At 38.7% G+C, this 25,849-nt stretch carries 26 protein-coding genes and 3 other annotated features; of the genes, 3 read left to right on the plus strand and 23 right to left on the minus strand.

Annotation, left to right across the window (positions count from 1 at the left end):
• Nucleotides 1-13 precede the first annotated feature (13 nt).
• Both pheS and NSR00_RS08440 read right to left on the minus strand, forming a co-directional pair.
• Complete coding sequence (gene pheS / locus NSR00_RS08435) at nt 14-1,048, minus strand: phenylalanine--tRNA ligase subunit alpha (RefSeq protein WP_063387428.1); 1,035 nt, start codon at nt 1,046-1,048, stop codon at nt 14-16.
• 46 nt (nt 1,049-1,094) lie between these two features.
• Nucleotides 1,095-1,325: a binding site (T-box leader), on the minus strand.
• A 49-nt stretch (nt 1,326-1,374) separates the two neighbouring features.
• A complete protein-coding gene (locus tag NSR00_RS08440) occupies nt 1,375-2,127 on the minus strand; it encodes a TrmH family RNA methyltransferase (RefSeq protein ID WP_340788105.1) in 753 nt (250 codons plus the stop codon).
• Between the two features lie 97 nt (nt 2,128-2,224).
• On the opposite strand from NSR00_RS08440, the gene sspI reads away from it, so the two are divergent.
• Nucleotides 2,225-2,449 (plus strand): small acid-soluble spore protein SspI, encoded by a 225-nt coding sequence (gene sspI, locus NSR00_RS08445; RefSeq protein WP_063387425.1) that lies wholly within the window; start codon nt 2,225-2,227, stop codon nt 2,447-2,449.
• Between the two features lie 14 nt (nt 2,450-2,463).
• Here sspI and NSR00_RS08450 read toward each other — a convergent pair whose 3' ends face one another.
• Nucleotides 2,464-3,549 (minus strand): M42 family metallopeptidase, encoded by a 1,086-nt coding sequence (locus tag NSR00_RS08450; RefSeq protein WP_063387424.1) that lies wholly within the window; start codon nt 3,547-3,549, stop codon nt 2,464-2,466.
• A 49-nt stretch (nt 3,550-3,598) separates the two neighbouring features.
• Nucleotides 3,599-4,087, minus strand: a complete 489-nt coding sequence (locus NSR00_RS08455) for a dUTP diphosphatase (RefSeq protein WP_063387423.1) — start codon at nt 4,085-4,087, stop codon at nt 3,599-3,601.
• A 122-nt stretch (nt 4,088-4,209) separates the two neighbouring features.
• Here NSR00_RS08455 and NSR00_RS08460 point away from each other — a divergent pair, with 122 nt between their 5' ends.
• Nucleotides 4,210-4,620, plus strand: a complete 411-nt coding sequence (locus NSR00_RS08460) for a hypothetical protein (RefSeq protein WP_063387422.1) — start codon at nt 4,210-4,212, stop codon at nt 4,618-4,620.
• Nucleotides 4,621-5,238: 618 nt separating this feature from the next.
• Here NSR00_RS08460 and rplT read toward each other — a convergent pair.
• The 3 genes from rplT to infC are packed head-to-tail and all read right to left on the minus strand — an operon-like array spanning nt 5,239 to nt 6,370.
• The gene (rplT, locus tag NSR00_RS08465; RefSeq protein ID WP_063387420.1) at nt 5,239-5,598 is read right to left on the minus strand and encodes a 50S ribosomal protein L20; all 360 of its coding nucleotides are present in this window, start codon (nt 5,596-5,598) and stop codon (nt 5,239-5,241) included.
• Between the two features lie 34 nt (nt 5,599-5,632).
• On the minus strand, nt 5,633-5,833 hold the full coding sequence (gene rpmI / locus NSR00_RS08470) for a 50S ribosomal protein L35 (protein WP_063387419.1): 201 nt from the start codon (nt 5,831-5,833) through the stop codon (nt 5,633-5,635).
• A gap of 15 nt (nt 5,834-5,848) precedes the next feature.
• Nucleotides 5,849-6,370: a translation initiation factor IF-3 gene (gene infC / locus NSR00_RS08475; protein ID WP_222422773.1), complete on the minus strand. Its 522-nt coding sequence runs from the start codon at nt 6,368-6,370 to the stop codon at nt 5,849-5,851.
• A gap of 68 nt (nt 6,371-6,438) precedes the next feature.
• Nucleotides 6,439-6,569: a sequence feature (ribosomal protein L20 leader region), on the minus strand.
• A gap of 181 nt (nt 6,570-6,750) precedes the next feature.
• Here infC and NSR00_RS08480 point away from each other — a divergent pair.
• Entirely contained in the window at nt 6,751-6,930 is a 180-nt protein-coding gene (locus NSR00_RS08480; protein ID WP_063387416.1) for an H-type small acid-soluble spore protein, read from the plus strand.
• A 20-nt stretch (nt 6,931-6,950) separates the two neighbouring features.
• Here the strand turns inward: NSR00_RS08480 and coaW are convergent, their stop codons facing one another.
• The 16 genes from coaW to NSR00_RS08560 form a co-directional block, all read right to left on the minus strand.
• Nucleotides 6,951-7,754 (minus strand): type II pantothenate kinase, encoded by an 804-nt coding sequence (gene coaW / locus NSR00_RS08485; RefSeq protein WP_340788107.1) that lies wholly within the window; start codon nt 7,752-7,754, stop codon nt 6,951-6,953.
• A 55-nt stretch (nt 7,755-7,809) separates the two neighbouring features.
• Entirely contained in the window at nt 7,810-9,741 is a 1,932-nt protein-coding gene (gene thrS, locus NSR00_RS08490; RefSeq protein WP_311066375.1) for a threonine--tRNA ligase, read from the minus strand.
• 50 nt (nt 9,742-9,791) lie between these two features.
• Nucleotides 9,792-10,024 (minus strand) — a binding site (T-box leader).
• Between the two features lie 68 nt (nt 10,025-10,092).
• Nucleotides 10,093-10,920, minus strand: a complete 828-nt coding sequence (gene ytxC / locus NSR00_RS08495; protein WP_063387414.1) for a putative sporulation protein YtxC — start codon at nt 10,918-10,920, stop codon at nt 10,093-10,095.
• 86 nt (nt 10,921-11,006) lie between these two features.
• Nucleotides 11,007-11,942 carry a primosomal protein DnaI gene (gene dnaI / locus NSR00_RS08500; RefSeq protein ID WP_327862620.1) on the minus strand — a complete coding sequence of 312 codons (936 nt, stop codon included), beginning with the start codon at nt 11,940-11,942 and terminating at the stop codon, nt 11,007-11,009.
• A gap of 18 nt (nt 11,943-11,960) precedes the next feature.
• Entirely contained in the window at nt 11,961-13,355 is a 1,395-nt protein-coding gene (locus tag NSR00_RS08505) for a replication initiation and membrane attachment family protein (RefSeq protein ID WP_327862619.1), read from the minus strand.
• A 45-nt stretch (nt 13,356-13,400) separates the two neighbouring features.
• Entirely contained in the window at nt 13,401-13,862 is a 462-nt protein-coding gene (gene nrdR, locus NSR00_RS08510; RefSeq protein WP_063387411.1) for a transcriptional regulator NrdR, read from the minus strand.
• A gap of 430 nt (nt 13,863-14,292) precedes the next feature.
• Nucleotides 14,293-14,673 carry an adenosylmethionine decarboxylase gene (speD, locus tag NSR00_RS08515; protein ID WP_063387410.1) on the minus strand — a complete coding sequence of 127 codons (381 nt, stop codon included), beginning with the start codon at nt 14,671-14,673 and terminating at the stop codon, nt 14,293-14,295.
• 261 nt (nt 14,674-14,934) lie between these two features.
• Complete coding sequence (locus tag NSR00_RS08520) at nt 14,935-15,960, minus strand: glyceraldehyde-3-phosphate dehydrogenase (protein WP_063387490.1); 1,026 nt, start codon at nt 15,958-15,960, stop codon at nt 14,935-14,937.
• Between the two features lie 152 nt (nt 15,961-16,112).
• Nucleotides 16,113-16,712 (minus strand): dephospho-CoA kinase, encoded by a 600-nt coding sequence (gene coaE, locus NSR00_RS08525; protein WP_340788115.1) that lies wholly within the window; start codon nt 16,710-16,712, stop codon nt 16,113-16,115.
• 20 nt (nt 16,713-16,732) lie between these two features.
• Nucleotides 16,733-17,515 carry a sporulation membrane protein YtaF gene (ytaF, locus tag NSR00_RS08530; RefSeq protein ID WP_340788118.1) on the minus strand — a complete coding sequence of 261 codons (783 nt, stop codon included), beginning with the start codon at nt 17,513-17,515 and terminating at the stop codon, nt 16,733-16,735.
• Nucleotides 17,472-18,296, minus strand: coding sequence for a DNA-formamidopyrimidine glycosylase (gene mutM, locus NSR00_RS08535; RefSeq protein WP_130156137.1), 825 nt, complete (start codon nt 18,294-18,296; stop codon nt 17,472-17,474). Before mutM ends, ytaF begins: the two co-directional genes overlap by 44 nt.
• 63 nt (nt 18,297-18,359) lie before the next feature.
• Nucleotides 18,360-20,990 carry a DNA polymerase I gene (gene polA, locus NSR00_RS08540; protein WP_340788120.1) on the minus strand — a complete coding sequence of 877 codons (2,631 nt, stop codon included), beginning with the start codon at nt 20,988-20,990 and terminating at the stop codon, nt 18,360-18,362.
• 89 nt (nt 20,991-21,079) lie between these two features.
• Nucleotides 21,080-21,994, minus strand: a complete 915-nt coding sequence (gene hflC, locus NSR00_RS08545) for a protease modulator HflC (protein WP_063387405.1) — start codon at nt 21,992-21,994, stop codon at nt 21,080-21,082.
• Nucleotides 21,981-22,991 carry an FtsH protease activity modulator HflK gene (gene hflK, locus NSR00_RS08550; RefSeq protein ID WP_066247808.1) on the minus strand — a complete coding sequence of 337 codons (1,011 nt, stop codon included), beginning with the start codon at nt 22,989-22,991 and terminating at the stop codon, nt 21,981-21,983. Before hflK ends, hflC begins: the two co-directional genes overlap by 14 nt.
• Nucleotides 22,992-23,196: 205 nt before the next feature.
• Nucleotides 23,197-24,957 carry a two-component system histidine kinase PnpS gene (gene pnpS, locus NSR00_RS08555; RefSeq protein WP_340788124.1) on the minus strand — a complete coding sequence of 587 codons (1,761 nt, stop codon included), beginning with the start codon at nt 24,955-24,957 and terminating at the stop codon, nt 23,197-23,199.
• The gene (locus tag NSR00_RS08560) at nt 24,950-25,672 is read right to left on the minus strand and encodes a response regulator transcription factor (protein ID WP_063387489.1); all 723 of its coding nucleotides are present in this window, start codon (nt 25,670-25,672) and stop codon (nt 24,950-24,952) included. The genes pnpS and NSR00_RS08560 overlap by 8 nt, the downstream gene beginning before the upstream one ends.
• Nucleotides 25,673-25,849 lie beyond the last annotated feature (177 nt).

The raw sequence follows: 25,849 nt of genomic DNA on the forward strand, positions 1-25,849 counted from the left end.
AGAAAACCTCCTTTTAAGCTTGTTTAAACTGTTTCAAAAAACGCACATCGTTTGTATAAAAATGACGAATATCATCAATTCCATATTTCAACATGGCAATCCGTTCCGGTCCCATTCCAAATGCAAAACCACGGTATTTTTTCGAATCGAATCCCGCCATTTCCAAAACGTTTGGATGAACCATCCCTGCTCCTAAAATTTCAATCCAGCCTGTTCCTTTGCATACATGACAGCCTTTCATGGAGCATTTAAAACAGGATACATCGACTTCCACCGACGGTTCAGTAAACGGGAAAAAGCTCGGACGCAGACGAATTTGCCTGTCTTCACCGAACAGTTTTTTCGCAAACACTTCGAGCGTTCCTTTTAAATCGCTCATGCGAATGTTTTCATCCACAACGAGCCCTTCAATTTGCGTAAATTGATGGGAGTGCGTTGCATCATCTGTATCACGTCTGTATACTTTCCCTGGACAAATGATTTTTACAGGACCTTTCCCTTTATATTTTTCTAGCGTTCTCGCCTGAACTGGAGATGTGTGTGTGCGCAGCAAAATTTCATCAGTTATGTAAAAGGAATCTTGCATATCCCTTGCCGGATGGCCTTTCGGCAAATTGAGCGCTTCAAAATTGTAATAATCTGTTTCAACTTCTGGACCTTCCTCTACTGTGTATCCCATGCCGATAAACAAATCTTCAATTTCTTCAATGACCGCTTGGAGAGGATGATGGTTTCCTGTTCGAACCGGTCTGCCTGGAAGGGTAACGTCAATCGTTTCTTGCTGTAATTTTTTCTCGATTTCTGCTTTTTCGAGTTGTTCTTGCTTACTTGTTATTTCCCCGGCAATCACTTCCCGAATTTCATTTGCTAACGCACCTATTTTCGGCCGTTCTTCTTTCGAAAGCTTTCCCATTCCGCGAAGAACTTCGGTAATCGGTCCTTTTTTTCCAAGATATTGAACGCGAATATTTTGCAATTGTTTTAAATCCGTTGCTTCCCGTACCTTTTGCAACGCTTCATCGCGAAGCTTTGTTAATTCTTCCTGCATGTAAATTCCTCCTTTTTTTTAAAATAAATAAAAAAACCCATCCCAAAAAAGGGACGAGTTGAATTTCGCGGTACCACCCTTATTAACAAAGAAAGAATCTTTGTTCACTTCATTATCATAACGGCACAGCCGGAGCGCCTTTACATGCTTCCGCATGGTCCTGGCGTCAACTCTGGAGGTGAATTCGTTTGCCTCTACCATAAAAATGCTTCCAGTCTACGGCATTTTCTCCCTAAATGGCGACCTGCAAACTACTCTTCTCCGTCATCGTTATTCCTTTATTCAATTGCTTTTAATTATAAAAAAAAGAAATTAAAGGCGCAACACTATTTGCGAAGATGGTACATGAAAATAGCTGAAGCAACGGCAACATTTAATGACTCCGCTTTTCCATAAATCGGAATGTGTAAATTTTGATCTGTCATATCCAGCAGATCTTTTGAGACCCCATTTCCCTCATTTCCTACAAGGAGGGCAAATGTTTCAGAAGGAGGGATCTCTTTATAGAAAACAGCATTTTTTATTGAAGTTCCAAATACAGGAATTTTCTCTTCCTTCAACTTACTTATAATCTGTTTTAATGACGAATTGATCACAGGCAAATGAAAAATTGATCCTTGAGTCGCCCGGATCGTTTTACTATTGTACAAATCAACCGTCCCTTCACCTAAAATCACAACATCCATTCCAGCCGCATCTGCAGTACGAATGATCGTACCGAGATTTCCTGGATCTTGAACCGCATCTATTAACAGCCATTTTTTGGCGTTCAAATCGATTTCCCACCTAAGCTGCTTACAAACAGCCATGACACCTTGCGGGGAATCCGTTTCAGACAGAAGCGAAAACACCTCTTTGGAAACAATCGTTGTCGGAATTGTACCTTCGAAAAAATGATTTGGCAGCTTCGCTCCTTCTAAAACAATTAACTCTTGAACAATTGATTTGTATTTGAGAGCTTCCTCGATTAAATGCAAGCCTTCAATTAAAAACAGCCCGCGCTCTTCCCGTTTTTTTCTTGATTGCAGCTTTTTCCATTCTTTTACTCTTTCATTTTTAGTTGACGCAATCCGTTTCAATGATGGTGTCTCCTTCAACTGATAGTTCATTTCATATACATATTATAGAAAACAAAAGAAAAAATAAAGAAGAATGAAGAAAAACGAGGTGAAGGATATGAATTTTGATTTGCGCAATGCAGTCATTGCCAACATATCGCAAAATTCAAAAGACGAGCTGAGAGAAACGATCGTTGATGCCATCAATAGCAAGGAAGAAAAAATGCTTCCAGGGTTAGGCGTGTTATTTGAAATTATCTGGAACCATTCAAGTCAGCGTGATCAACAGGAAATGGTTGAAACACTTGAACAAGGATTAAAAGAGACTGGAGCTGGGAAATAACCAGCTCCTGCTTTTTAGTTGTATGTAATGTTTTCAACCGTTTTTTTGTCGAGGCGTTTAATGACTTCTGTCAATAATTGAACCGTATGTTCAAAGTCTTCGCGATGAATCATCGCAGCGTGTGTATGAATGTAGCGCGTTGCAATCGTAATGGAAAGCGTTGGAACACCATTTCCTGTTAAATGAATCGATCCGGAGTCTGTACCGCCTCCCGGCATAGCATCATACTGATATGGAATGCCGCATTCTTCAGCGACCCCTACGACAAAATCGCGAAGCCCTTTATGGGAGACCATAGAAGCATCATATAAAATAATTTGCGGACCTTTCCCCATTTTTCCCATCGCTTCTTTTTCGGAAATGCCTGGAGTGTCGCCGGCTATTCCGACGTCTACGCCGAAAGCAATATCAGGCTCAATATAATGGGCTGATGTGCGGGCTCCTCTTAATCCCACTTCCTCCTGAACGGTTCCTACACCGTAAACGACGTTCGGATGGTTTACCCCTTTCAGCTTTTTCAAAACTTCGATCGCTATTGCACAACCGATGCGGTTATCCCAAGCTTTCGCCAAAAGGATTTTATCATTTTTCATGACGGTGAACTCAAAATAAGGCACAATTTGGTCGCCGGGACGAACACCAAATTCCATCGCTTCTTCTCGGCTGCTGGCGCCAATATCAATAAACATGTCTTTGATCTCTACAGGCTTTTTTCGTGCTTCTGCCGGCAAAATATGCGGCGGCTTGGAACCGATGATGCCGGTCACATCTCCTTTTTGGGTGACAATCGTCACTCTTTGTGCGAGCATAACTTGATTCCACCAGCCACCAACAGGCTGAAAGCGAATGAACCCTTTATCATCAATTTGCGTAACCATAAAGCCGACCTCATCAAGATGGCCCGCGATCATAATTTTGGGTCCGCCTGATTCTCCTTCTTTTTTGGCAATTAAACTGCCGAGTCCATCCGTTTGGATATCATCCGCATAATCTTTTATGTACCCTCTCATTACTTCTCTGACTTCCCGTTCATTGCCGGCGATGCCTTTCGCGTCTGTTAAATCTTTTAACATTTTCAATGTTTCATCCCATTTCTCCACACTGAAACCTCCTTTAATTTATATTCTTCATTTTTTCCAAACGGAATTGTTAATATCCTTGATTTTGTCTAGCATGATTGACTTCATTTTTCGCCATGTATGCTGAAATAATATCTTCCTCTGAAAAGCCCAGCGCAGAGCCGAGTGTAACATAGTCGTTAAATAAATCGATATACGCTTGGACAGACAAATATTCACTGAATTTTGCCGTTTTTTGATAAACGTTTAAAAAAAGATCGGTCAGGCTTTTATCGATTTTTCTTGCTTTCATTTCCGGCAGTTTTTCAATATACAATTCATGGCCGATCGACAATAAAAAATGAAGGCCGTCTACATACTCTTCCAAAATAACCTCTCTGTCGGAAGGCGGCTTAACGCTCCAAAATTTAAAGCAGCGCGTTTCATTAGCCAATTCGCCAATTTCAACAAGCAAGGCTAAAACTTTTCTCTCGATCAGCCTTTCTTCCTCCAAACCGTGTTTCTTTTCAATTTTTTCATCCAATTCTTTTTGCATTTTATATAACTGTTCAAAATCCATTTTCTCAACCCCTAAAATATATCTAAAAAAATTATAGCAAAAGTGATCATTAATGAAACCCCTTCAATTCCTTTTTCGTAATGTATATGTATGAATATGACCTTCGGGGAGGTTTAAAGTAAATGATTGTCATCCTTCTTCGTCTTTTCATAATTGCTGCGATTATTTTCCTAATTTATTCATTCATTAAATATTTATTGAACCCGAAGCGAAAGTTAGAATTGGCTCATGAGCAAAAAAAATTTTTCTTTCTTGATGATAAAGAAAATGTCCACAAAAATTTTTTGTTAACGCATAAAGGAGTTTTATTTGAAGGGGAAAAATATTTAGGCACGACTGAAACTTCTTTTGAAGTTATCTCCGTTTTTATTTGGACATCTACTCCAAATAAGTTAAGGGGGTTTACAAAAGAAGATTTTCAATTTATAGAATCGAAAATAAAAGAAGCATATCCTTACGCCAAAATCGACTGGAAAAGTCCAATTAAAGAGTTTTTGAATCGGAACGAATCGGAATTCCCGACACTATCTTAAGACGGCAAAAAAGAAAGAGCAGCTTGACATTCCCGTTCAAAATTGACAGCGTTAAAAGACTATGCGGTTCATGACTGGACGATCATGGTGTCGCTTTTTTGATCAATCTATGCAACATTTCTGATTTAAAAAGAAAATAAGCATTCTGAAGGCAGTTCCCATTGCGGGAGCTGCTGTTAGCTTCCATTTCTATTTTTATCCCATTACCTTTTCTCTTCCTCTATGAAATTTTGTAAAACAGCTCGGTAATTGATTATAATTTTTCGAAGTCTCCTTTTTAATTGGGTTTGGTCACTTTCATTATAAAACAGAGTGCTTCGTAAATGCTTTTTTCATTTTGGTGATATTCTTGATCCCAACATTTAGTATAGAACCTAAATTTTTTGCATCGGCCTAAAAAAACCCTTGAACTTTTGACTTTTTTCACTGTTGAGAAACGTAAAGCCATAATCGTTTACCTTTTCAGCCATATAAAAATCCCCTCCAAATAGAAGTGCAGCATCCGCGAGTCATTGCGCAGATTTTTTACACGTCTACTTAAAGGGGATCAATAATGTGCTGTTCAATTATGTCCAGCCCAAAGGGCAATGTACGTTTATAGGTGGCTTGCTTTTTCGATTACTTATTTAATTCAGCTTTAGCTGTTTCGGCGAGTTGTGCAAATCCTTTTTCATCATTTACTGCTAAGTCAGCAAGCATTTTTCTGTTTACTTCAATGCCAGCAAGCTTTAAACCGTGCATGAACCGGTTGTAGGAAAGACCGTGAATGCGCGCAGCAGCATTGATTCTCGTAATCCAAAGCTTACGGAAATCGCGTTTTCTTTGGCGACGGTCACGGTATGCATACATTAAAGATTTCATTACTTGCTGGTTAGCAACTTTATATAAACGATGCTTCGAACCGTAATAACCTTTTGCAAGCTTAATAATTTTTTTGCGGCGTCTGCGTGTCACTGTACCGCCTTTAACACGTGCCATAATGCATTCCCTCCTAAAAAATCGAAGTTAAAAATTATTTTATATTGTCAAGCATTTGATGAATACGTTTAAAGTCACCTTTGCTTACTAATGCTGGTTTACGAAGTTTGCGTTTTTGCTTTTGAGTTTTGTTAGCGAATAAATGACTAGTAAATGCATGAGACCGTTTCAAATTTCCGTTCCCAGTTTTTTTAAATCTTTTCGCAGAGCCGCGGTGAGTTTTCATTTTAGGCATAAAAGGATCCTCCTTCTATTTCTTTTCGTTTTTCGGTGCTAGCACTAGAAACATGCTGCGCCCATCCATTTTCGGCTTCGTTTCAACAGAACTGATGTCAGCGCATGCTTCAGAAAATCTTTCTAGAACTCGTTGGCCGATTTCTTTATGGGTAATCGCTCTTCCTTTAAAGCGGATCGATGCTTTCACCTTGTCACCCTTCTCCAAAAATTTCCGAGCATTGCGAAGCTTTGTATTAAAGTCATGCTCTTCAATTGTTGGGCTTAGGCGGACTTCCTTCACATTAATAACTTTCTGCTTTTTACGCGCCTCTTTTTCTTTCTTTTGCTGCTCGAAGCGGTATTTTCCGTAATCCATGATGCGAGCAACCGGCGGTTTTGCATTCGGAGCAACAAGAACGAGATCCAAATTGGCATTTGCGGCAATATCAAGCGCTTCTTGCCGTGATTTAATGCCTAACTGATTACCGTTTTGATCGACCAGTCGAACTTCACGAGCGCGGATGCCCTCGTTTACTAACATATCTTTGCTAATAATGAGCCACCTCCAAGATTTTATAAACAAAGTGCACGTTCGCCTTGACAGAGCTTATACATTCGTTTATGCAAATAAAAAACGCGTAGACGCACACTGCACCCACACGTTGAATACACGAACTTTTTGTCCAATGTATAAACCTGTCAACAGCAACGATGTGCGTCAATCAGGTGAGAAGCGGGTGCTTCTACTTGTTCTCCTTGACTATAATATTCTACCATGGCAAAGCAGCTTTGTCAAAACAACATTTCTTCAAAAACGATACCATTTTAAACTATTCAAACAGAAAATGCAAGAGTCTATATTTGAATGAACATACATAAATCGGAATGGAGTGGACATGATAATCAATATATCATATAACTATTGGAGTGATCGAAATGGATGCAAACCGCGTAAAACAAATTTTATCCTCGCCGGCTGATATTGAAGTTCTCTATAACGGAGCTTCCGTTTGGATTGATCAGCTAAATGAAGATGGAAAAACAGCAACCGTTCATGTAAGAGGTCCGTTTAAAGAACGTACGGTTGTAGATATTTCTGAGCTTGAAGAAAAATAATTCCTCCATTGTTTTAAACATTATTGATATAAAATAGCTCCCAATGCTCCGGTAAAAGAACCGTTTGATAAAAATATGCATTGCAGACCTGTCATGGAATCAAAGCTTTGGATGATTTGTTGTAAAGGAGGGTTTTGCGAAATTGCAGCTCCAACATAGACACACGTGTCCACTTGATGAAGCTCGGCACATTGCTTTGCCAAAAGAACGATCGTTTCACCAATCAATTGAAATAACGCTGTAGCAGCATCTTTTTTCCGTGCTCTCGATAAATCCGGATTGCCAAAATTAGCAGCGGTTAAATCTCCTAAAATTGGAGGAGCCTCTTCTCCATACAAATCTTTTACCAACAAATCAACATGGCTTCGATCACCTTTTTTCGCCAAATCAACGATTTGATAAAAATTGCTCTCCTGCAAAATGAGCCGGCTTAAACCGGAAATAACACCGCCGCCGATACCGCTACCAAGCAAACGCTCATAACGCTCGCCCTTCATAAGGAAAAAAGATGTTCCCGTTCCGATGCTGACGATTAAAAAATCGCTCTTTGGCTCCTTTCCTTCTTCTACTAAAAGCTCTCTTGTTCCTATACAAACTGAATCAAATTCTGGAATAAAGGTCACATCAGCTCCGGTCAATTTTTCTTTTACTTTTGCAGCTTTGCCTCCTGTTATTCTATAGCGGGCAGCCGGCTTCAATCTCTTCATCCAAGAAAGAGCTTGATCCATTTCATCAATTGGAAACCATTTATACCGATATCGCCCATGTTCGACATAAGCAATTTTTAATAAACTTCCCCCTGCATCAATTCCTACTATTTCCATCCGTACACCCCTCGCTTATGTTTCAAAAAAAGGAAATCAGCAAACGCCGATTTCCTTATTTTCTCCCTTCTTTTCCAACAGATACAGCAAATGTCTCCAGCGGCATGGATTCTGATTTTTGTTCTCCATACTTTCTGACATTGACCGTCTCATTTTCTGCTTCTTGATCACCGACAACGACCATGTACGGGATTTTTTGCATTTGTGCCTCACGAATTTTATAGCCGATTTTTTCATCCCGAATATCGACTTCAACACGCAAGCCTTCTTGCTGAAGACGCTGTTCTACTGTTTTGGCATAATCAAGATGCACTTCCGGCGAAACAGGGATGACTTTCACTTGCACAGGTGCAAGCCAAGTTGGGAAGGCGCCTTTATATTCCTCAATTAAGAAGGCAACAAACCGTTCCATCGTTGAAACAACTCCGCGGTGAATAACAACTGGCCGATGATGTTTGCCGTCTTCGCCAACATATGTTAAATCAAGCCGTTCCGGAAGGAGAAAATCTAGCTGAACAGTCGATAATGTTTCATCTTTTCCTAAAGCCGTCCGCACTTGTACATCCAATTTCGGTCCGTAAAATGCCGCTTCACCTTCCGCTTCATAATAATCCAGCCCGAGTTCGTCCATTGCGGCTTTCAGCATCGACTGGGCCTTTTCCCACATTTCATCATCATCATAATATTTTTCTTTATCCTCAGGATCGCGGTAAGATAATCGGAACGAATAATCTTTTATACCAAAATCCTCGTATACCTCTTCAATAAGGCGGACAACTCGGATGAATTCGTCTTTAATTTGATCCGGCCGCACGAAAATATGCGCATCGTTCAACGTCATCCCGCGAACACGCTGCAGCCCTGTCAATGCCCCTGACATTTCGTATCTGTGCATTGTTCCAAGTTCTGCAATGCGGATCGGCAATTCCCGATAGCTGTGAATTTCATTTTTGTAAATCATCATATGATGCGGGCAGTTCATCGGACGCAATACAAGCTCTTCGTTATCCATCTTCATTGGCGGAAACATATCATCTTGATAATGGTCCCAATGGCCGGAAGCTTTATAAAGATCGACGCTGCCGAGAACAGGTGTGTATACATGCTGGTATCCGAGTTTAATTTCTTTATCAACAATATAGCGTTCGATAATCCGGCGGATAGTTGCACCTTTTGGCAGCCAAAGCGGCAAGCCTTGTCCAACCTTTTGAGAAGTGGTAAACAGGTTTAATTCTTTTCCAAGCTTGCGATGATCCCGCTCTTTCGCTTCTTCAAGCATGCGGAGATGTTCTTTAAGCTCTTCTTTTGTAAAAAATGCTGTACCGTATATGCGTTGAAGCATTTTGTTTTTGCTGTCTCCACGCCAGTAGGCGCCGGCTACGCTGAGCAATTTAAATTCCTTTATTTTTCCGGTAGAAGGAACGTGGACTCCTCGGCATAGATCGAAAAATTCTCCTTGCTCATATATGGAAATGATTTCGCCTTCCGGAATATCATCGATAAGCTCAAGCTTTAAATGGTCGCCGATTTCCTCATACATTTTTTTTGCTTCATCGCGGCTTACTTCTTTACGAATAACCGGCAAATTTTCGCCGACAATTTTTTTCATTTCTTTTTCGATTTTAGGCAAATCTTCGTGAGAGATCGCTTCATCCATATCGATATCATAATAAAAACCGTTTTCAATGACGGGCCCAACTCCCAATTTTACATTTGGGTAAAGCCGTTTAATCGCTTGCGCCATTAAATGTGCTGTACTATGTCGTAAAATTTCTAACGCTTCTTTTGTATCAGGCGTCAAAATTTCAATATGGCCGTCTTGTTCAATCGGGGTTTTTAAGTCAATAAGCTTTCCATTTATTTTACCTGCAATGGCTTTTTTCTTTAATCCAGGGCTGATGGATGCAGCGATTTCTTCCGTTGTTGTTCCGTACGGAAATTCTTTTACAGAACCGTCTGGAAAAGTAATTTTAATGGCTTCTTTCATCTTCTTTCCTCCTTTGTTTTTTCTTGCAAAAATAAACACCCGTCCCTAAAAGAAGGGACGAGTGTTGTATGTAAAACCCGTGGTTCCACCCTAGTTCCCGCTCAAAACTTTGAGCGGCTCATTTTGATAACGGAGCAATCCGCCAGCTATTACTTGGCAAAAGCCGTTCACAGCTGAAGTTTAGAGGTGGTAAGAGCATTACACGAGTTAGGAAGGTTTCAGCCTGTGCCTTCCCTCTCTTTGAACTGTGATAATACTCCCGTGTCCTCATCATAACCTTTTCGTGATGAATGATTTCAACCGTATTATAGACTGATTCGCCACCAAAAATCAAGGAGTACTGAAAGAAACTTATCGTTTTTGAAAGCTAGCCCTTGAAAAAAATCGAACCCGTTCCTGAAAGATGTTTTGGATCGTTTGAATCATTGCTTCCTCCTGTTGATCGGAGTATATATAAATTTCTAAAGGAGCAATGGATACAAGCGGGGCCAGCAAATGGGAATCAATATACATCGGGTGGCGATAAATAAATTCCCGATCAATCCACTTTTTCAATTCCAGCTCTTTTATTTCGATGAACTTTTCATTAAACACTTGAAAGGAAGTATCATGCAAAATATGAATCGTTGATAATTTCGGTTTTTTATTGAGAACATATTCCCGCAAGCTTTGAATAAAATTTTGGTATTCCTGCTCCATTTTATACTCTTCAATGGAGAGACCGACATATTCCGAAAGTCTTGATAAATAATCAGACAAGCGGAACTGAATAAATGATTCTATAGAAAAAGATTGGTTTGGCCGAAGGAAATTCGTTAAAGCAGAAATAATTAAGTTTTCCCTCGGCTCAAAATGTTTGATCATTGGAATTTCCGCCCGCTCTCCTTCCAAGATCGATTGAGCAATATGTAAAATTTGCTGTTTTTCATCTTCATCCTCAAAATAAAATTGTTTTTCAATTATAAAAAGAAGGAGACGGGGCTCTTTCACATTTAGAAAAAAATCAACAAATGATGGTACGAGCACATCAGATATAAATGTTTCCCAATCATCTGTTTCACATGTTAATACTGTGCCGTTCAGCAAGGCTGCTTGGAAATCAAAGTTTTCCTTCTCTGTATTAAGCAATTGATGCAGATAAGAAGCTTCTTTTTCCGTTTGAAAAGTTATTTCCAGCAAAAAAAGATCCCCCCCTTTATATAGCAAGTCCTGTTTCTATATATATGGGGGGATGGCATTATTTAGAAGTGTTTGCTGTCCAGCGGCTATTCTTGTCTGCGATTTTTTCCTTTCAATTCCACGGGAATGGCCAAAAAACGAATCCTTTCCATAATTCTTTTTGCCTTTAACTGTTCTATTTCGCCTTTTTGTGAATAAGTCAGGTGGTGTTCCAATTCGCTAAAATTAAAGTTGGATGTAAAAAAGGTCGGTAAATTTTCAAGCATGCGGAATTGGAGAATCGAACCTAAAATGTCGTCTCTCATCCAGCTCGACATCGATTCAGCACCAATATCATCAAGCATTAATACCGGAATTTTTTTAACCGCATCAATCTTTTCATTCAGTGAATGATCTTGAAGAGCGCTTTTTAACTCCCTGACAAACTCCGGAACATATACAAGCATGGAAGGAACGCCTTTTTCCGCCAGCTCATTCGCGATCGCTCCAAGAATAAATGTCTTTCCCACGCCGAAAGAACCGTATAAATACAATCCTTTTAACCGATCATTTTGACCGTATTGCTCAACAAAATCTTGCACGAGAGACACTGCCTTCAGACGGTTCGGTTCGTTTAAATCAATATCCTCAAGGTGTGCATTGAGGATTTCCTTTGGTACATACATGCATTTAATGAGCGATTCTTGTTTTTTTCGAGCATCATATGCTTCTTTTCTCGGGCATTTATCATATTTCAGGTCGATTGTTTTTCTTTCAATAATTAATGTAGGGTGATATCCTTTTAAAATATTTTTGCACTCATCTAAATTTCGACATTCACGGCAAAACTTGCTCTGCGTTACAAATTCATACAGTTTGCCTAAACTGCGGTCAATCATATTTTCATCGATTTGATCTTTATGCTTTTCTAAAAATAACCTGACATCTTTGTCCGATTTTATTTGCTGTTTCAAGTTCAAATACGTTTCCCGAAACCCTTTGCTGTTCATGAATTGTTTTAAATGATTTTGCAGGGATTCCATCTTCCTCCCTCCTTTCGCCTAGTCCTTCTGTTTATTTTTATATTTTTTAATCCGCTCCTGCAGCTTTTGTTTTTCTTTTTCAAACGCTTCCGGATCGATGTTTTCTACCTGTTGATTTTCGTTTTCCAAAAGCCATGAAGGGAGTTTTTCTTTTCGAACGATTTTTTTGCTGTCAGTCTTCTTATCCTTTGTTTCCGCCCAAGTTAAATATTTCTTATGTTCTTTTTTCGCCACATCCACTGCATCCTTCACAGTTTTAATTCCTAATCGAGCCCAGTGGCTGGCAATTTTCTCAACATACGCTCTTGACAATTTCATATTTGTTTTTAGCAGGACATAATAAATTAAAACGTTGACAACTCCGGGAAGCAGCTTTTGCTGAAACATGACATCTTCAATAATTTTCAAATCCGCTGCGGACGGTTCAATACCGCCTGAAATATCTTTTAGAAACTGTCTTGGAGAGATGGATTCAAGCTGTCGAATTAATTCCTTATCTTTTGACTGTTCAATTTCTTCGTCTTTCACCCGCTGATTCAAAGGCTGAAGCCTATCAACAAGCTCTGGAAGACGGTTGCCGTGATTCAGCTTATACCAATCCCTCGCCCATTTTCGCAGCTCGTCTAAATTAATTTGCTCATCATGATCCAAAGAACGGATGACCAGATTTTTCATTTCAATTGGATCAATTCCATAAACATATGCTAATTTCTCAACAGCTTCCTTAACCGCAGGCGTGATCGCTTTTTTGGGCACAATATGCTCTGATAAACCGGCATAAAACAATTGAAAATCAAAGGACTGGTTTTGAATCGAAATCGGTTCTCCAGGCGCATGATCAAAAAGCTCCTGATCGTTTTCCTCGGGTTCCATTGCAATATTGGCTGAAAGCTCAGATGGGTGGATCGATTGGTATACTTCATGAAATGATCTTGTCACATCTTTGGCGTTGCTATCAACCGATTTATCGGAAAAATAGCTTTTCAATCTTTGGTACACCGTTTTTCCAACTCTGTTATATAAATATATGTTCAACATTCCATCATAAAAAAATTGTTTGGGGGAAAGAGGTCGTTGAAGTTCATAAATATATTTTTTCGGTTCGCTTTCATCGACAAGGTATGTTTTTAAAAGACCTATTCCTTCTAATTTCAAACGGTCATGATAAATTTCATTTAATGGGGATTGAGTAACAGCCATTAAAAAATGGTGGGTCGATTCCGTCCCCCAAAGACGGTTTTGTTCAAGCTCGCTCCAAAGCGTCATGTATAAGTTTAACGTTCTTGGCCCGATTAAAGGCTGGTATAGTAATGTAAGAACTTTTCGGTCAAATTCATGAATCAAACTGCTCGTACATTTCACAACGTAGCGATCAACAGGCAGCAGCTCTTTCCAGTGATGATGTCCAATCATTTTTTCAAAACCTTCCCAAATAGCATGTCATAATCTCGCAGCTCTTTATGAACGTTCTTTTTTGATCAGTTCTTTCAATTCCTCAATAAAGACATTTATATCTTTAAATTGCCTGTAAACAGAAGCAAATCGAACGTATGCGACTTCATCAATTTCGGCTAGTCTGTCCATCACCATTTCGCCGATCGTTTCGCTTGATATTTCCGATGTACCTAGATTTCTTAGTTCTTTTTCAATATCATGCGCAGCATCTTCCAATTTTTTTAAAGAAACCGGTCTTTTCTCACAAGCTTTAATCATCCCGCGCAAAACTTTTTCCCTGCTGAACTCTTCACGTGTTCCTTCCTTTTTCACAACGATGAGCGGAATTTCTTCCACTTTTTCAAACGTTGTGAACCGATATTGACATTCCTCACATTCCCTTCGCCTCCGAATTGATCTCCCTTCATCGACTGGACGCGAATCTAAAACACGTGTTCCAAAATGGTGGCAGGAAGGGCATTTCATATCACCAGCTCCAATCTTTTTAACTAAATCAAAAAAGCTCTACCTACATCTTATTAAATAGCATTGGATCAGACAAGAAACTTTCAAGCTCTTGTATTTTTGTTATAGATAATTCGACTGAATGAAATGGATTTCTGTCAGTCCGGTCCAATCAAATGATGTTCGAACCGCCAAACAGTGATGGCAGCCATGCCAATAAAAGCTTTTTTATTTTTGCATCACTACCATGAATGATTTTAAAAACATCAAAGCCTCTTTTTCATAACGGCTTTGCAGGGGGTAGAATAACTCGGTCCTTTGAGGCCGCAAATAAGATGCCTCTAAATACCATTCAATATGAAATATTATTCTTAATTATAATATAAAAAGAGGTGCAGTAAAAAGCTGACACCTCTTTGCATTTCCATTCAAATTTTATTCTGTTTTCACTTTAAAGTGCTTTTGCTTGACCCTGTTTGATTTGAACAGGACCCATACCGCGAGGAATTTCAATATTTTCACGCGTTTGAGCACCTAAAGCTTCAGAAATGTAATCCGCTGCAATATTTGGATTTAAATCACCGCAAGTGTACACATCAATGCTAGCATATCCATGCTCTGGAAAACTATGAATTGTTAGGTGTGACTCTGAGATGATCACAACTCCGCTTACACCCTGAGGCGCAAACTTATGAAACGCAACCTCCCGGATTTCAGCACCTGATTTTAATGCTGCATTTACAAACGTTTTTTCAATAAATTCCAAGTCATTCAACTTATCAAAGTCGCATCCCCACAGCTCAGAGATAACGTGACGTCCCATTGTTTCCATAGCCATGGATCCCCCTTTATAAATTTTTATGAATTCTTCGCACTCTGGTATGTTTAACTACCACGGGGGAAAGTTAGTCCAAAGAGGTCCTAACCCTTTAAGTAGCCACATTACCTTGCGTTTAAGAAGTTCACGAAAAATAGTATATATGGTTTGATTTGTTTTTGCAACATACTTTGTCAAAAATTTTGCGCTGAAAAAAGTATCCAAACAAAAAGAAGAAGAGGGTCAATCTTTGTAAAGATCAACCCTCCCATCATTTTATACAGCTGCGGCCAATTTATTCAATTTGCTTGCTACAAGTTTTGCTAAATCCACAACGCGGCAAGAGTAGCCCCATTCATTATCATACCATGCAAGCACTTTTACCTTTCTTGTTCCCATAACCATTGTCGTTAAACCGTCGACAATAGCAGAGTGCGGGTTTGTGTTGTAGTCAACTGATACGAGCGGTTCTGAAGAAAAATCTAATATCCCCTTCAGCTTTCCTTGAGAAGCTTGGATAAACGCTTCATTTACCTCTTCAACGGTCACATCGCGTTTTAGATCTACAACAAAGTCTACGAGGGAGACGTTTGGTGTAGGCACTCTTAATGCAAGACCGTGCAATTTTCCTTTTAATTGCGGTAAAACTAAGCCGATCGCTTTTGCTGCACCGGTAGTTGTCGGAATGATTGATTGGGCGCATGCTCGCGCTCTTCTTAAATCTTTATGCGGATTATCAATATTTCTTTGATCGTTCGTATATGCGTGGACAGTAGTCATTAAACCATATTCAATGCCAAACTGTTCATCAAGAACTTTTGCAACAGGCGCTAGACAGTTTGTTGTGCAAGAAGCATTCGAAATAATGACATGGTTGTCAGGATCATATTGTTCTTCGTTTACACCGATAACAATCGTTACATCTTCATTTTTTCCAGGTGCTGTTAAAATGACTTTCTTCGCCCCTGCCTCAACATGCATCATCGCTTTTTCACGGGAGTTGAATTTTCCTGTCGCTTCAATCACTATGTCCACATCTAGATCTTTCCAGGGAAGTTCAATAGGATTTCGATTGTTCAAAAGAAGCACTTTATGGCCATTTACAATTAAATGATCTTCTTTTGGAATGACTTCTCCTTCAAATTTCCCATGGTTTGTATCGTATTTAATTAAATGAGCCAATGTTTCTGCTGGATAGCTTGCATTGATTGCTACGATATTCAAATCTCCTTCTAAAATTGCTTTTCTGAATACCATTCGGCCAATTCGGCCGAAACCGTTAATGGCAACCTTAGCACTCATGTGAATATCCCCTTCCGGCATTATGTTACACTTTTTATCTCCTATTCTGTTAATTAGTATATCATATTTATAAAATAACGAAACAATTATTTTAATCGTTTCTTAAAAAATATATACTAAAAATAAAAAAAACCGCTCTATTCACGAGCGGATTAACCAATTCCCCAATTCATGAGAATGTTTTCCAATTGCTGTTCCGTTTCTTCTAATGTTCCATCATTATTGATCACTGCATCGGCAAATTTTACTTTTTCTTTCAAAGGCATTTGTGCATTGATGCGTGATAAAGCTTCTTCCTTCGAAAAATTATTCCTTTTCATTAATCGTTCCAGTTGATTTTTTTCTTCCGTATAAACAACAATCACTTTATCCACTAAATGCTTCAAATTGCTTTCAAATAGAAGGGGAATATCGAGAACTACTGCTTTCGCACCTTCTGAGATCAATTGTTCCTGTCGCCTTTTCATTCCCAGCCTGACCTCAGGATGTACAATACTGTTTAGCTTCTCCCGCTTATCTTCGTTTTGAAATACAATGGAGCCTAATCGAGCTCGGTTGATCGTTAAGTCTTCGTTTAATATTTCTTTTCCGAAAGCATTTACGATCTCTGTATATGCTTTTTTGCCGACTTCTACCACTTCTCTTGCAATTAGATCTGCGTCAATAACTGGAATGCCTCTTTTTTTAAGCATTTCAGACACAGTGCTTTTTCCGCTTGCTATGCCTCCAGTTAATCCAATAATCATTGTCATATCATCATTCTCCTTTATCCTTACATGGCCCAAACACCGATCATTATTAATAATAAACCCGGGATAAATGAAAACTTTTCAAAAAACGAATAGGATGAAGCAAATCGGCCGGATTTCATTCCAATATAAACAAACAGCGTGCTCATACAAGTGACGAAAATAGCTGTTAAAAAAGGTTCATACCCTGCTAAAGCCGCACCGATTCCTGCTCCGAATGAATCGAGCGAAAGAGCGATTCCAAGCAGCAAAGCTTCCACGCCTGTAATCTCGCCAGATCGATCCATATCAACTGCAGCAGGCTTTTTCAATATATGAATGACAATGCCTAACGATTTTAATTCCATATTTAAAATCGTTTTTTCACTCTTTTCCTCATCTTTCTCATCCTCTGATTCATTGTTGCGGAAAAAGGAATATAACACAAACATGCCAAGCAAAATGAAAATAGCTCCGCCAAGCCTATCCGTAAAATAGGGAGGAAGAACACTTTGAGCTATTTGTCCGGCCATCATCGCAGCGAGCAACACAATCGCCGAACAGCATGAAATAGTGATAATCGATTTAATTGGAATTTTTACTTTACGCAAACCGAACGCTAAGCCAACAGAAAAACTATCAAGACTGACTGCCAACGCCAATATTAAAACCGATCCGATTTCCGTCATTTTATCAAATGCCCCTTCTTTCCTTTTATTGCTAACATAGTAATATGAAAACCGCCTAAAATGTGTTCGCTTAAAGAAGGTGGCATAAATCTTTCTACACTTGGCAAGATGAACAAAAATGTGTGCCTCTTCCCCCAATTTTTATTTTTTGGATAGGGCTTCCGCAAATTTTACATTGTTCTTTTTCTCTTGCATAGACAAATAAGTCCAGTTGAAACATCCCGATTTGCCCTTGTGAATTGACGTAGGATCGGACAGTACTTCCTCCTTTTTCAACTGCTTCCTTCAGCGTTTGAATAATTTCCCGATGCAATATTTTCACTTTTTCCGCTGTCAAATCTTTTGCCAGCCGCTCCGGATGAATGCCTGATCGAAACAATACTTCATCAACGTAAATGTTTCCTAATCCCGCCACTATTTTTTGGTCAAGCAAAACCGTCTTGATGTTTCTAGAGGTAGACTGAAGCTTGCTCATAAGTCTTTCAGCAGTAAATTGTTCCGAAAAAGGCTCCATCCCTAACTGGGACAAAGGAGGATGCTTCTCCTCCTCGCCCTTTTGATACAGATGCATAGTGCCAAATTTGCGAACATCCCGATATCTTAATTCCGTTTCATCTTGAAAGCGAAAAATGACATGTGTGTGAGGTTCAATGGGCTTTATTTTTGGATACAGTCCATATCTTCCTTCCATTCGTAAATGTGATACAAGAACATATCGATCTAAATAAAATTTTAAAAATTTCCCTCTTCTTCCGATTTCATTGATTGTTTCCCCTCTCAAAACGCGGCAAAACTGCTCTGCGTCTTCGGGACGTTTGATGATTTTCGGCCATGATACGATAACTTCATCGATGACTTTTCCTATGACAAGCTCCCTTAATGTTTTTCGAATCGTTTCTACTTCAGGAAGCTCAGGCATTATGTTCACCCCTTATCTACACTCGAAAAAGGCGGGGGAGCTTCCCTTTCCGCCTTTTTCAAATTATTTCGCTTCATACCACGTAGAACCGTAAGAATAATCAACCTTTAACGGCACTTTTAGCTGAATGGCATTTTCCATTACTTCCGGAACAAGCTTTTCTAAAATTTCAATTTCATCCTTTGGCGCTTCAAACACCAATTCGTCATGAACTTGAAGCAGCAGCCTCGTTTGCAAATTTCGTTTTTCAATTTCTTGCGCCATATCGATCATCGCTTTTTTGATAATATCCGCTGCACTTCCTTGAATCGGAGTATTCATGGCTGTTCGCTCGGCAAAGCTTCTGATATTGAAATTTCTGCTCGTAATTTCCGGAATATATCTCCGACGCTGCATTAGTGTCGTTACATAGCCTTTTTGCTTCGCCTCTTGGATTATGCCATCCATATATTCTTTAACACCTTTATAAATTTCAAAATATTTTTTAATAAATTCACCAGCTTCTTTTCGGGTAATTCCTAAGTTTTGCGACAATCCGTAATCGCTGATTCCGTAAACAATCCCGAAATTAACTGCTTTTGCCTGTCTTCTCATGTTGGAGGTCACTTTATCTTCTTCGACATGGAACACATCGATCGCCGTTTTTGTATGAATATCAAGATCTTGTTTAAACGCTTCAATCAATTTTTCATCTCCAGATATATGCGCAAGCACTCGCAGTTCAATCTGGGAATAGTCCGCAGCAAAAATGACCCAATCTTTTTCAGAAGGGATAAATGCTTGACGAATTTTGCGGCCTTCCTCAAGGCGAATCGGAATGTTTTGCAAATTCGGGTCTGTGGAGCTTAATCTTCCGGTTTGCGTTAATGCTTGATTAAATCGGGTGTGGATTTTATGCGTATCACGATGGACAACCTTCAGCAACCCTTCAATATACGTCGATTGAAGCTTTCCGAGCTGCCGGTAATGCAAAATTTTCTCCACAATTTCGTGTTGTCCTCTCAATTTTTCTAAAACGTCCGCAGAGGTCGAATACCCCGTTTTGGTCTTTTTCAAAACCGGTAGATTGAGCTTTTCAAATAAAATCGGCCCAAGCTGCTTCGGAGAATTAATGTTAAATGACACTCCAGCTAGACGATGAATATCCTTTTCTAATTGCTTCAGCTGTTCATCAAGCTCTTTTCCCATTTCTTTCAGACGGTTGACGTCTATCTTTACTCCTGTTGTTTCCATGTCAGATAAAATGGCTGACAGCGGAAGCTCCAATTCGCTGAATAAATGAAATTGTTCATTTTCTTCTAATTCTTGTATTAATAATTCTTCCAGCTCATAAATGGCTAACGCTTTTCTGGCAAGATGTTCGCCTAAAATGTCTTCATCAGGGATATGACGTTTAGCGCCTTTTCCGTAAATCACTTCATCCTTTTGAACTAAATGTTTATTTTTTGTCTTGGCAAGCTCGGCTATGTCGTCAATCGATTCAGACGGGTTTAAAATGTATGAGGCAATGAGAACATCAAACTCAATACCTGCTAAATCAATGTTTCGCCAGCGCAGCGCCACAATTGATTTTTTCGCATCATACACCACTTTCCGCTTTGTTTCATCCTTCACCCATTCTATGAACTCTTTTGAATGTAGCGCAATTTCGGCTGGAATATAAAAACATCCATTTTCGTTTGCGATAGAAAACCCGATGATTTCTCCAGTATGATAATTTTCATCAATGATTTCCACTAAAAGAGCTGCCTTCTCTGATAAAACCTTGTCTGACAGCTTTTCAACTTTTTCGAACTTAATCGTCGGCATTTCATCCGCTTCTTCATTCTCATGCTCTCCCATTTTGTCTAGGAGCGATTGGAAGCCTAGTTCCTTAAAAATTTTCACTACTTTTTCTTTGTCATAGCCTTTATACTCAAGGTCTTGAATTTTTATTTCGACAGGAGCTTCACAATTAATTGTCGCAAGCTGTTTGCTCATTAATGCTTGCTCTTTATAGTTTTGTAAGTTTTCCTTTAATTTTTTTCCATTTACTTCTTCAATCGAATTTAAAATATTTTCGACTGTCTCAAACTGTTTCAGCAATTTAATCGCGGTTTTCTCTCCAACGCCGGGCACGCCTGGGATATTATCTGATTGATCGCCCATCAATCCTTTCAAATCAATAATTTGTGCCGGGCTTAGCCCATACTTCTCTTGAATCGATTCAGGCGTGTGCGGTTCAACATCCGTAATTCCTTTTTTCGTGATGGAAACGGTCGTTTTTTCAGTTGCCAGCTGTGTTAAATCCTTATCTCCGGAAATAATTTTCACTTCAAAATCTTGCTTCTCAGCTTGTCTCGCAACTGTTCCAATAATATCATCAGCCTCATAATTTTCGAGCTCATATGTTGTAATTTTGTAGGCATCAAGCAAATCCCGTATAAATGGTAGCTGCCCCGACAATTCAGGCGGGGTTTTTTGCCGAGTTCCTTTATATTCTTTAAAAGTTTTATGCCGGAACGTTGTTTTCCCTGCATCAAATGCAACAAGGATATGTGTCGGTTTTTCTTCCTCCAGTACTTTTAACAGCATATTTGTAAAGCCGTAAATTGCATTCGTATAAATCCCCTTATCATTATTTAAAAGCGGCAAAGCGAAAAACGCTCTGTAAGCAATACTGTTTCCATCAATTAAAACTAGCTTCTTTGTCACTACTACTAGCCTCCTTCAACTAAAAAAGCCATGCCTTCCTTCTATTCTACCATTACTTTCAGCAGAAGAAAAAACATGGCTTATCGATTTTATTCTGTTTCTCCCATTAATATTTTGGCGTATGGAGAATCGAACGGGAGAACGATGACTGTTTCACCGTCGATTGTTTTCTTGTAGGATTGAAGTGTTCTATATAATTCATAAAATTTAGGATCTTTTGAATAAGCCTGGTTATAGAGCTTCGCTGCCTCCGCCTCTCCATGACCGCGGATGGTTTCAGCTTGAGCTTCAGCTTTTGCCAGCATTTCTTTTACTTGTCTGTCCGTTTCAGCAACAATTCGATTTTTTTCTGCATCCCCCATCGATAAATATTCTTGGGCTTTTGATTCCCGCTCTGATATCATCCTAGTAAATACCGATTTTTCATTTGCTTCCGGCAAATCCGTCCGTTTAATTCTTACATCAACCACCTTAATGCCGAAATGATTTTGTTCAAGCAGGTTATTAACAATATTTGTGATTTTGTCATTGAGGCTCCCGCGGGAAGACTTTTCATCATTAATAATTTCATCATAATTCAGTTTTCCAAGCTCCGATCTCACAGTGGAAAAGATAAATTCCGACATTTTTGCCTCTGCATTGACAACTGTTCTTGCATTGGCGATCATTTCTTTCGGATCTTCGATTCTCCAAACCGCATAGTTGTCAATTAATATTCGTTTTTTATCCTTTGTATTGATTTCCGCTTCCTCCACATCATACGTTAATTGATGCTTTGGAAGACTTTCAACTGTTTGTATGAAAGGAATTTTTAAATGGAGGCCAGGCTTCTCTATAATTTTTACAACTTCGCCAAATTGGCGAACGACTTTATATTCATTTTCTTTCACAACAAAAACGTTGCTGAATAAAAATAGCAAACACGCAAATAAACCGGCTATAACAGACCCTAGGCGTATGTATTTCTTCCATTCAAAATTAATTTTCTTTTCATTCTTGTCCATTGTTTTCACCTCTTTTTTGCGTGTTCTCGCTCGATTGATCAGCTTTTTGCTGACTTTGCTGATCATTAGGCAGCACTTGCTGCATAGGCTGAACAGGAAAATACTTCATTGTATTTCCATCATCCTTCATAATGTAAATTTGCGCATTTGGCAGCACGCTGTCTATCGTTTCTAAAATTAGACGTTTTTCTGTGATTTCTTTTGAATTTTTGTATTCATTGTATAAAGAATTAAATAGTGCGACTTCCCCTTTCGCTTGTTCAATTCTGGACGCTCTGTCACCTTCAGCTTTGGAGATGATTGCATCGCGCTCTCCTTCTGCCTCTTTTGTTCGTTTATTCCTGTATTTATTGGCTTCGTTTATTTTCGTATTCATCATTTCTCTTGCATCCGTAACGTTTGTAAACGCCTTTCGAACTTCTTCGTTCGGCAAATCAACATCCTGCAATTTGACCGCAATGATTGAAATGCCAATATCATACTTTTTCATCAACGAGCTTAATAATTCTTGCACTTGAGCTTCAATTTCCACTTTTCCGCTCGTTAAAGCATTGTCAATTTTTGTGCTTCCAATAATGCTTCTTAACGAAGCAGATGTTGCATCCCGCAAAATTTCCTTTGGATTTTCAGCATTGAACAAATATTTTGCCGGATTCGTTATTTTCCATTGAACGACCATATCTGCTAACACAATGTTTTCATCGCCTGTAATCATTTTTGTTTCCTTTGGAAAAGACTCAACTTTTCCATCTTTTTCTTTATATCCAAATTGTAAACTGAATGTTTCTTTGGATAGTTTTTTTACCGATTGAATCGGCCATGGCCATTTAAAATGAAGCCCAGGCTCAGTTATACCCTCTTCCACTTTTCCAAATGTAGTAATAACCGCTTGTTCCGACTCGTCTACAGTATACCAGGAAGTAATCGCAGCAAGACCGAGAATGCTGATCAGAAAAATAAATCCAATAATTGTTAATAATCTTCTTATGCTTACCATTATATCCCCCCATCTCTCTCTATTTATTATTTCATACGAAAAAAGTACGATTTTGTTTCATTTAAAAAACGCAGCCATAAAAAAAAAGACGGAAACGTAATTGTTTCCATCTGCAAATGGGCTCCTTGGATGAAGGGGTTTTCGAATGCCATTTTAACAATCAAATGTTAACTTAGCATAAATTGGATGTAAATCTTATGTTAAACTATTCATTGTATCTTTGAAAAGTCACAGTAAAAGTCGTTCCAACACCAACGGTGCTTTTGACTGACAAATTTGCTTGGTGGGCTTCTACTAAATGTTTTACGATCGCAAGCCCTAAACCAGTTCCACCTGAGTTTCTGCTTCTAGCTTTATCAACTCTATAAAAACGCTCAAAAATTCTAGGAATTTCCTCTTCTCTAATTCCAATTCCGGTGTCTTGAACAGAAATGGCTACTTCATCATGTCCAGCCTTAACAGAAAGGGTCACTTTTCCGCCAGCTGGCGTATACATAATTCCGTTGCTGGCTAAGTTTATAAAAATTTGCTTCAGCCGATGAGGATCGCCTTCAATAAAAACAGGCTCGTCTGGAACATCCAATATAAAATCAATATTTTTTTCTTTCGCTTTTCTATCTAGCAAATGATGAATTTCTTTTAAAAACTCGTTTACATTGCATTTTCTAAGCTCCAGCTGAAAGCCGTGCTGCTCGATTTTTGATAAATCTAATAAATCTTGAATTAAAGATTGCATTCGTTCGCTTTCTTTTAAAATGATGGATAAAAAAAAATGCAATGTTTGTTCATCTTTCATGGCGCCATCCAGCAATGTTTCAGAAAACCCTTTGATGGAGGTGATCGGTGTTTTTAATTCATGAGATACATTTGCTACAAAATCTTTTCGTATTTGTTCAAGCTTTTTCAATTCGGTAATATCGTGAAAAACAAGAACGACGCCTTTCCATACTTCGCTTTTTCCAATGATCGGAGCACCGTAAACTTCAAAATGCTTTCTTTCGATGTTAACAGGAAGCATAATATGCTTTCTTATATTTGATTCCGTCAAAAAAATTTCTTCGACCATTTGAATAATTTCTTTATATGCGATCGCTTCTTGGTAAGATTTATATAAATAATCCTCTTGATTAATTTGAAAAATTTCTTTAAAGGCTTTATTCATCAGGCTAATATAGCCACGTTCATCAATGAAAAGAAGACCGCTTCCCATGTTTTCAATCAATGTTTGCAGCCTTTCCTGGTGCAATTCCTGGGTTCTTGTCATGTCTTGAAGGTTGCGTGCCAAAATGTTGATGGATTTGCTCAACATACTCGTTTCGTCGCCTGATGAATTTTCATATGTTCTCGCTTTGTAATTTCCTTTTGCAAGCTCCATCGCCACTTCTGTCGCCGATTCGATCGGTTTCGTATACTGCTTCATAATGCGGGTGCCAAAAATTAAAATGATCGTTAATGCCGCAATAAGACTCCCTATAATGAAAAACCAAATTTCTTTATTCATCGCTTCGAAATATTTGATGGAAGTCCCGAAAACTAAAAATCCCTTTCGTTCATCTTGTTGAAAGATGGGAATACCGTAAAATAACAAATCAGCTTGATCGAGACCTAGGCGAAATCCTTCCTTTGCATTTCGGTGGTTGGTCAAGATCAGTTCTGATAACCTTTCGTCGCTTTGATGAAAGCTAGGACCTGTTTTAAAAACGATGTTTCCGTCCATATCCATAAAAAGAAGGAGTGAGTTTAACTTTTCGCTCATTTCCTCCATTTTATGCTTCATTTCGGTAGAACCGATCTTTTCATTCTCAATGACCAGCTTGATCAACTCGGCTTCTTTTTTAAATTGCTTCTCATAATTGATGAAGTAAAACGATTGAAATAATTGTCCTAAAATAAATCCAAAACCAAGCAGAACAGTAATAATTAATGCTGTAAACGCAAGAAGCAGTTTTGAACGGAACTTACTCATTTAGCTTTGGATCCTCCAGTTTGTAGCCTAGACCTCTGATCGTTTTAATATATTCAGGCTTTTTCGTATTCCGTTCAATTTTTTCTCTTAAATGGCTGATATGAACATCCACAATTCTTGTATCACCGGCAAAATCATAATTCCAAACAGCGCTTAATAACTGATCCCTTGTCAAAACTCGGCCTTTATGTTTCGCAAGATAAAGAAGCAGTTCAAACTCTTTCGGTGTAAAGTCAAGTCTTTCTTGTTCAAAATAAGCTTCATATCGTTCAGGCATAATTTTTAAATCACCGATAATAATGTTGTTTTCTTCCGCTTCTTTTTTTACATGCATGTGAGCATCTTCTGATCTAACACGCCGCAGGATTGCTTTTACCCGAGCGATAATTTCTCTTGGACTAAACGGTTTTGTCATGTAATCGTCCGCCCCTAACTCAAGCCCAAGCACCTTATCAAATTCATCATCTTTTGCCGTAAGCATTAAAATGGGAGTCATCACTTTGCGCTGTCTAAGCTGTTTACAAATTTCCATACCGTCTATACTCGGGAGCATTAAATCAAGCACAATTAAATCCGGCGCATCTGTAATTGCTTTTTCAAATCCTTCGCTTCCATCCTGAGCAGTAATGACTTCATAACCTGCTTGTTCAAGATTATACTGAAGAAGAGTGACAATCGATTGTTCATCATCCACTACTAATATTTTTTTACTCATAAAATCCTCCAATAATTTTCTCCTACTGTTCTTATTATTCTTTATTATTATTATAGTCCACGAAGCAGAAAGAACCAATACAAGAAAAGCTGCTTTCAGAAGATTTTAAAGAATTGATAGAAACATGATGGAGCGGTTTTGAAGCAGAAATTGAAAAAGCGGACGAATTTTCTGTGC

Source organism: Aeribacillus sp. FSL K6-8394 (genome assembly GCF_038008865.1).
Lineage (GTDB): Bacteria > Bacillota > Bacilli > Bacillales > Aeribacillaceae > Aeribacillus > Aeribacillus composti.

Excerpts from the sequence above, each read along its gene's own strand:
- pheS (WP_063387428.1), bottom strand. The coding sequence starts at position 1,048 with ATGCAGGAAGAATTAACAAAGCTTCGCGATGAAGCGTTGCAAAAGGTA.
- sspI (WP_063387425.1), top strand. The coding sequence starts at position 2,225 with ATGAATTTTGATTTGCGCAATGCAGTCATTGCCAACATATCGCAAAAT.
- NSR00_RS08455 (WP_063387423.1), bottom strand. The coding sequence starts at position 4,087 with ATGGATTTTGAACAGTTATATAAAATGCAAAAAGAATTGGATGAAAAA.
- NSR00_RS08460 (WP_063387422.1), top strand. The coding sequence starts at position 4,210 with ATGATTGTCATCCTTCTTCGTCTTTTCATAATTGCTGCGATTATTTTC.
- rplT (WP_063387420.1), bottom strand. The coding sequence starts at position 5,598 with ATGGCACGTGTTAAAGGCGGTACAGTGACACGCAGACGCCGCAAAAAA.
- rpmI (WP_063387419.1), bottom strand. The coding sequence starts at position 5,833 with ATGCCTAAAATGAAAACTCACCGCGGCTCTGCGAAAAGATTTAAAAAA.
- NSR00_RS08480 (WP_063387416.1), top strand. The coding sequence starts at position 6,751 with ATGGATGCAAACCGCGTAAAACAAATTTTATCCTCGCCGGCTGATATT.
- coaW (WP_340788107.1), bottom strand. The coding sequence starts at position 7,754 with ATGGAAATAGTAGGAATTGATGCAGGGGGAAGTTTATTAAAAATTGCT.
- thrS (WP_311066375.1), bottom strand. The coding sequence starts at position 9,741 with ATGAAAGAAGCCATTAAAATTACTTTTCCAGACGGTTCTGTAAAAGAA.
- dnaI (WP_327862620.1), bottom strand. The coding sequence starts at position 11,942 with ATGGAATCCCTGCAAAATCATTTAAAACAATTCATGAACAGCAAAGGG.
- NSR00_RS08505 (WP_327862619.1), bottom strand. The coding sequence starts at position 13,355 with ATGATTGGACATCATCACTGGAAAGAGCTGCTGCCTGTTGATCGCTAC.
- nrdR (WP_063387411.1), bottom strand. The coding sequence starts at position 13,862 with ATGAAATGCCCTTCCTGCCACCATTTTGGAACACGTGTTTTAGATTCG.
- speD (WP_063387410.1), bottom strand. The coding sequence starts at position 14,673 with ATGGAAACAATGGGACGTCACGTTATCTCTGAGCTGTGGGGATGCGAC.
- NSR00_RS08520 (WP_063387490.1), bottom strand. The coding sequence starts at position 15,960 with ATGAGTGCTAAGGTTGCCATTAACGGTTTCGGCCGAATTGGCCGAATG.
- coaE (WP_340788115.1), bottom strand. The coding sequence starts at position 16,712 with ATGACAATGATTATTGGATTAACTGGAGGCATAGCAAGCGGAAAAAGC.
- mutM (WP_130156137.1), bottom strand. The coding sequence starts at position 18,296 with ATGCCTGAGCTTCCTGAAGTAGAAACGATTCGAAAAACATTAAGGGAG.
- hflC (WP_063387405.1), bottom strand. The coding sequence starts at position 21,994 with ATGGACAAGAATGAAAAGAAAATTAATTTTGAATGGAAGAAATACATA.
- hflK (WP_066247808.1), bottom strand. The coding sequence starts at position 22,991 with ATGGTAAGCATAAGAAGATTATTAACAATTATTGGATTTATTTTTCTG.
- pnpS (WP_340788124.1), bottom strand. The coding sequence starts at position 24,957 with ATGAGTAAGTTCCGTTCAAAACTGCTTCTTGCGTTTACAGCATTAATT.
- NSR00_RS08560 (WP_063387489.1), bottom strand. The coding sequence starts at position 25,672 with ATGAGTAAAAAAATATTAGTAGTGGATGATGAACAATCGATTGTCACT.